The organism is Paenibacillus sp. EPM92, assembly GCF_016586185.1.
In the GTDB taxonomy this organism is placed as follows: Bacteria; Bacillota; Bacilli; order Paenibacillales; family NBRC-103111; genus Paenibacillus_G; species Paenibacillus_G validus.
The window spans coordinates 1-6,134 of sequence record NZ_BCPS01000008.1 but is presented as its reverse complement, the minus strand read 5'-3'; the positions used below and the strand labels follow the sequence as shown (position 1 = coordinate 6,134).

Annotated in this window: 6 protein-coding genes and 1 rRNA gene; 6 read left to right on the top strand and 1 reads right to left on the bottom strand. The window is 44.6% G+C overall.

Annotated elements, in window-relative coordinates; genetic code table 11:
* Window positions 1-134: 134 nt before the first annotated feature.
* Window positions 135-251: ribosomal RNA gene (gene rrf, locus JMF85_RS01225) — 5S ribosomal RNA — on the top strand.
* Between the two features lie 66 nt (window positions 252-317).
* Here the strand turns inward: rrf and JMF85_RS01220 are convergent.
* On the bottom strand, window positions 318-467 hold the full coding sequence (locus tag JMF85_RS01220) for a hypothetical protein (RefSeq protein ID WP_155615861.1): 150 nt from the start codon (window positions 465-467) through the stop codon (window positions 318-320).
* Window positions 468-942: 475 nt separating this feature from the next.
* On the opposite strand from JMF85_RS01220, the gene JMF85_RS01215 reads away from it, so the two are divergent.
* From JMF85_RS01215 to JMF85_RS01195, 5 genes are all read left to right on the top strand, one after another.
* A complete protein-coding gene (locus JMF85_RS01215) occupies window positions 943-2,040 on the top strand; it encodes an ABC transporter substrate-binding protein (protein ID WP_236595698.1) in 1,098 nt (365 codons plus the stop codon).
* 75 nt (window positions 2,041-2,115) lie between these two features.
* Window positions 2,116-2,985 carry a branched-chain amino acid ABC transporter permease gene (locus JMF85_RS01210; RefSeq protein WP_054800504.1) on the top strand — a complete coding sequence of 290 codons (870 nt, stop codon included), beginning with the start codon at window positions 2,116-2,118 and terminating at the stop codon, window positions 2,983-2,985.
* Window positions 2,982-3,980 (top strand): branched-chain amino acid ABC transporter permease, encoded by a 999-nt coding sequence (locus JMF85_RS01205; RefSeq protein WP_196427012.1) that lies wholly within the window; start codon window positions 2,982-2,984, stop codon window positions 3,978-3,980. Before JMF85_RS01210 ends, JMF85_RS01205 begins: the two co-directional genes overlap by 4 nt.
* Window positions 3,961-4,722 (top strand): ABC transporter ATP-binding protein, encoded by a 762-nt coding sequence (locus JMF85_RS01200; RefSeq protein WP_127610786.1) that lies wholly within the window; start codon window positions 3,961-3,963, stop codon window positions 4,720-4,722. The genes JMF85_RS01205 and JMF85_RS01200 overlap by 20 nt, the downstream gene beginning before the upstream one ends.
* Window positions 4,709-5,419, top strand: coding sequence for an ABC transporter ATP-binding protein (locus JMF85_RS01195; RefSeq protein WP_127610785.1), 711 nt, complete (start codon window positions 4,709-4,711; stop codon window positions 5,417-5,419). The genes JMF85_RS01200 and JMF85_RS01195 overlap by 14 nt, the downstream gene beginning before the upstream one ends.
* The last annotated feature ends 715 nt before the right edge of the window (window positions 5,420-6,134 follow it).

Below are 6,134 nucleotides of genomic sequence, written 5' to 3'. Positions count from 1 at the left end.
GGGCTTATCCAAAAAGACTTTTACTTTAGTGAAGTCAAAGCATTCAGCATGCTAAGTTTCGTATCCAGTTTTCAAGGTGCAAGCCGCCTTGAATGGCAAGATCTGATGTTTCGCGGCAGAAGCATCAACATCCGTTTGGTGATGATGGCGGAAGGGAACCACGCGTACCCATCCCGAACACGAACGTTAAGCCTTCCAGCGTCGATGGTACTTGGACCGCAGGGTCCTGGGAGAGTAGAACGTCGCCAAGCAAGAATAGTCCACTACGGTGGTCTCAAAGTGTGGAGAAAGTCTTTTGACTTTCTCCACATTTTTTTTTATTTGGTGAATCTCATCATATTCCTCACATCGTCCCCATTGAGCCCTGTGATTTTGCGATACGTCCAGTCTCCCTCAATTTGTAACCGAATAATCTCTTTCTTTATCTCTTCAGAATAATGCCTAAGCTTTTGACCTTTGATCGCCATAACAAATGCCCCCCTTAAAATTCATCTGATTAACCAAGGGGGGCCAATGTCTATTCTATGGGGGCACGCTAAGCCCAATGGATTTTTTATCATCCGTTTAATATAGAAGAATATGGCTATTGTCTAATCGTCTGGTCGTATTGTATTATATTAACAGCTTGCCCGACATTAACCTGAACACGCTTACAAAATCAGTGTTTTTAAGACAAATCATGATTTGAACGCTGTTTTGTATATGTCGGAAGTTGTTGTTAAGCACGCTAATAACAACTTTTTGTAAAGCGATTACATACATTTTGTATCATTCTTAACTCTAAGTGGGGGGCGTTTTTGGATGGTCGCTAAGGGCAAAGTCAGGAAAACAAGTATTACAGTCTCGGTCATGCTGGTATTCATGCTGTTAGTTCTTACTGCTTGTAATAGCAGCCAACCTGCATCCGGGGGTGGTGCATCCGGGGGTGGAGGAGATAAGCCGGTGAAAATCGGCGCGATTTTATCATTTTCCGGTAACTTTGCTCCATTATCCGAAAGTATTAAGGAAGGAATGGAACTGTATTTCGAACTGAACGGAAACAAAATCGGCAATCACCCAGTAACCATCAAGTACGAGGACGACGAGGCAAACCCGCAAGTCGCTCTTCGCAAATACCGTCAACTGGTTGAAAGCGAAAAGGTTGATTTGTTGGTCGGCCCAATTTCCTCAGCGGTCGTTTATGCGCTGCGTGACGTCATCGAGAAGGATAAAATCGTATTGATCGATGCCAATGCGGCTGCTAACGATATTTCTTGGGATAAGAAAAGCGATTACATTTATCGGGTTTCGATCTCGAACTGGCAGGACGGCGTTCCGGGAGCCGAATATATTTTCAAGAACGTTGGAAAAACGGCATATGTTATCGCACCTGATTATCCGGCGGGCCACGAGACGATTGACGCTTTCAAAGAGGCCTTTACTAAAGCAGGCGGCCAAATTGTGAAGGAAGCATACCCTAAGCTCGGGACTAACGATTACGCAACTTACTTGACAGAAATATTGAATACGAAACCGGATCTTGTCTTTCCATTTTTGGCCGGTACAGATGCCATTCGATTTGTTCAGCAGTACGAACAATTCGGTGTAAAGGGTAAAATTCCGCTAACCGGCACCCAGGAATTTTTGGATCCGCTCGTAACGGATCCGGCGGGCAAAGCCGCTGAAGGCATCATTGGGGCAACGATGTACAACTATTCACTCGACAATCCGGTTAACAAGAAGTTTGTTGAGGATTTTAAAAAGAAATACAACAAGGTACCTAACTATTTTAACGTACAAGGTTATGATTCCGCGCAAGTCATCAGTAAAGCGATAGAAAAAACAGGAAGCACGAAATCTGAGGATTTGATCAAGGTGTTGAAAGACATTAGCTTCAGCAGCCCGCGCGGCGAGCTTGCCATGGATCCAAAAACGCACAACCTGGCATTAGATATGTATTTGGCCAAAAATGTATGGAAAGACGGAAAGATCGTACAGGAAATTATAGGAACCGCAGTCAAGGGACTGAAAATACCTGATGCTCCACCTGAGAAAAAATAAATAAGAGATGATAAGGAAACGGGAGGCTTGTCCTCCCGTTCCACCCATGTTTCGCTTAAGAAAGAGGAGGATACAATGGCTGGAACAACATTGCTCATGCATATTTTAAACGGTCTAGCCTACGGGATGCTTTTGTTTATGATTGCAGCCGGGCTATCAATTATTTTCGGATTAATGCATGTCGTCAACTTGGCGCACGGCACTTTTTACTTGGTGGGCGTATATGTAGCGTATTCATTCGTGAAACAAGGAATGGGATTCTGGCCATCCTTGCTAGTTGCCATTGTTATAGTAAGCATACTTGGCATCCTAATGGAGAAATTACTGCTTGAACGTGTTTATGGAATGGAACTGGAGCAGGTTCTACTGACGTTCGGGCTTTCATTTATATTTGCCGATATCGTAAAGTGGATATGGGGTTCCAGCCCTTTAACGCTTCCTATTCCGATGAACTTGGATGTTTCCATGAATCTTGGGGTCATGATGTTTCCTGCGTATCGTATTTTTGTCATTTTGATCGGTTGTTTACTTGCGGTATTTCTTTGGTATATGGAAAATAAAACGCGAATTGGCGCCGTGATCAGAGCGGGAGTCGACGATCGGGAGATGCTTTCGGCTCTTGGTATTAATATTAAGGGCGTATTCACTTGCATATTTGCCGTGGGCGCCGGTTTGGCCGGATTAAGCGGAGTTTTGGGCGGACCGATTATGGGTATGTACGTCGGCATCGATTCGGAAATTTTGATTTCATCGCTTGTTATTGTTGTGGTGGGCGGTCTCGGAACCTGGAAAGGTGCTTTTGTCGGGGCCATATTAGTCGGAGTCGTTGATACGCTTGGACGCGTTTATTTGCCGTCATTAACGATGGCCATGGTGTTTGCCATTATGATTGTCGTCTTGTTAATGAAACCAAACGGTCTGTTCGGTAAGGGGGCGCACGCGTGAAGAAACCTGCGTTCGTAAGTATCGCTTTTGTCGCCTTTATGCTGCTGTTACCTCTCATCTTAACCACGTATGGTATCAAACTGACGAGTGAAGTATTGATTATGGCAATATTTGTTATGAGCCTAGGACTAATCATCGGTTATGCTGGCCTTGTATCGCTGGGACACGCCGCATTTTTCGGATTGGGCGCTTATGCGGTCACCTTGATTGGGGAGCATGTAGAAAATAGTTATGTGCTGCTCCTTGCAGCTGCCCTTATAGCGGGAATCGCCGCTTTTGTATCCGGTTTGCTGTTTATCCGTTCATCAGGCCCTTACTTCCTCATGATTACTTTGGCGTTCGGGCAAATGATATACGCGATCTTTTATAAAGCGCAAAGCGTCACCGGCGGTGCAGACGGAAAATCGGTTAGCGCGGCCTTCAGTTTGGGCTTTGGCCCCATCGAAAGCAGGTTAGGGTTTTATTATGTAACGGCAGTTTGCTTTTTACTTTGTTATTTTTTGCTTCGTATTTTTATTGTCTCTCCTCTTGGCAAAGGCATAAGAGGAATAAAAGAGAACGAAGCCCGGATGACGGCGCTTGGTTATAATACACGTTACTATAAGCTGATCGTGTATTCACTGTCCGGGATGATGGCCGGATTTGCAGGCGGACTTTATGCTTATTTCAATGAATACGTGTCTCCTGATCTGCTCAATTGGATGTTCTCTGGGCAAGCGCTGATCATGGTTATTGTCGGTGGAGTCGGAACATTAATAGGACCGGCTATAGGTGCGGGCTTCTTCGTAATTTTGCAAAATTATATCAGCTCCTACACGGACCGTTGGCCGATCGTTATGGGATTGATTTTTGTTGCCATTGTGCTTTATAGACGCGGCGGGGTCATTCATATTGCTTTGCTGTTATGGAACAAGATAAACCTAAAACGGCGAAAAGACCGGCACCCTACAAAACTTCATAAGGAGGCGAACGGTCATGAGTCTGCTGAAGGTTGAGCATTTGCATAAGTCTTTTAAAGGCTTACAAGTTTTGAAGGACGTTTCTCTAGAAGTGAAGCAAGGGGAGCGTCATGTCATCATCGGACCTAACGGAGCCGGCAAAACAACCTTATTCAATTGTATTACAGGAACATTGCCGATTAACCAGGGCACCGTTACGGTGAATGGCAAACAAATCAACGGCCTTCCCGGATACACGGCTGTACGTGTCGGGATGTCGAGAACGTTTCAAAAAAACAATTTGTTTGGTGCTCTGACCGTGGAAGAGAACGTGCATCTAGCCATCACAGCATGTCAACCATATCGGTTCAACTTTTATAAGCCATTTTATAAAAACACACAATTGCTGGAAGAAACGGAGGAGCTGCTTAAGGAATGGGAGCTTTGGGAGCGGCGTACCCGTATTGTTAATGAGCTTTCTTACGGCGAACAAAGGTTGCTGGAAGTGCTTCTCGCCCTAGCTTCCAAACCGAAAGTGCTGCTTTTGGACGAGCCGACGTCAGGTATGTCACCTGCTGAAACCATCCAAACGACGAAGCTTATCCAACGCATGCCTCGTTCTATTACGCTATTGGTCATCGAGCATGATATGGAGGTGGTCTTCTCTATCGCTGACCGCATTACGGTATTGCATCATGGCGAAGTGTTCTTAAGCGGAGCTCCGGAACAGATCAAAGGCGACGAGAACGTGAAAGCCATCTACTTCGGAGGAGGGACGCTGCAGCATGCTCAAGGTTGATCAGGTTCATACGTATTACGGAAACAGCCATATTTTGCAGGGGCTTTCTTTTGAAGTACCTACAGGGAAGTGCGTTGCACTTCTCGGGCGTAATGGTGCGGGAAAAACGACAACGATTCATTCCATTGCCGGGTTAACTCCTCCGCGCCGAGGAAACATTACGTATATGGGCAAATTGATCTCCGGGCTTGCGCCTAATAAAATCGCTCGTGCCGGTATCGGATTAGTCCCCCAAGGAAGGCGCATCTTTCCTTCCCTTACGATTCGCGAGAACCTTATTGTTCCCGCAAGAGATAGAAAGCAAACGGGAACGGGCGATAAAAGCTGGAGGCTGGAAGACATCTATGATTTATTCCCTATTCTTAAGGAAAGGGAAAACAACATGGGGACCCAATTGTCCGGAGGGCAGCAGCAAATGCTGGCGATCGGAAGAGCATTAATGACCAATCCTCAATTCATACTCATGGATGAGCCTTCGGAAGGGTTAGCTCCAGTCATTATCGAGCAAGTGGGAGATATTATAAGGAAATTAAAGCAGACCGGGTTATCGATTCTTTTAGTTGAACAAAATTTTTATTTGGCGTGCGGCGTGGCTGATACCGTGCTTGTGATGAGCAAGGGTCAAATTGTATGGCAAGGTACACCTGAAGAACTCCTGATCAATGAGGAAATTCAACATCAATATTTAGGCGTATAAGATATGGGGGCTGATAGCAGCCCTTGTTACATTATTGGTCATGCGGGAAACGTTCGTGAGGAATAAGCTTGATCTGAGTAGACTCGGACTAAGCTTATTTCTTTTTGTTGCATGCAGCAGGTGTCAATTGAGCTGCTTCCTCATGAAATGATTCCTCCAACGGTTTTCTTTCATGCCTCAATTGTAGATTGTTGAACGAAAATGTTTTTATATGATTTCTGCTTGCAATAGTAAGGAGATCGTGATATATTACAAATCCGGTTGTTCGAGAGAACACCAAAAGCAATGAAGTTGGTGGATCTGAGCTTGTGGTTGCGTACCTAAGAATGGAAAAACAACACAGTTGCATGAAGAGTGCTGAATATGATATATTACAACTCTGGTTGTTCGAGAGAACACTAAAAGCAATGAAGTTGGTGGATCTGAGCTTGTGGTTACGCACCTAAGAATGGAAAAACAACACAGTTGCATAGAGTGAGTTGAATATGATATATTACAACTCTGGTTGTTCGAAAGAATACCAAAAGCAATGAAGTTGATGGATCTGAGCTTGTGGTTACGCACCTAAGAATGGAAAAACAACACAGTTGCATAATAGATTTGAATATGCTATATTACAACTCCGGCCATGAAAGCCGAGTAAAGCAATAAAAAAATTGCCCTTTGAAAACTGAACATCGAGTGAGTGCTTTAAATAAGAGATAGCGATATCTCA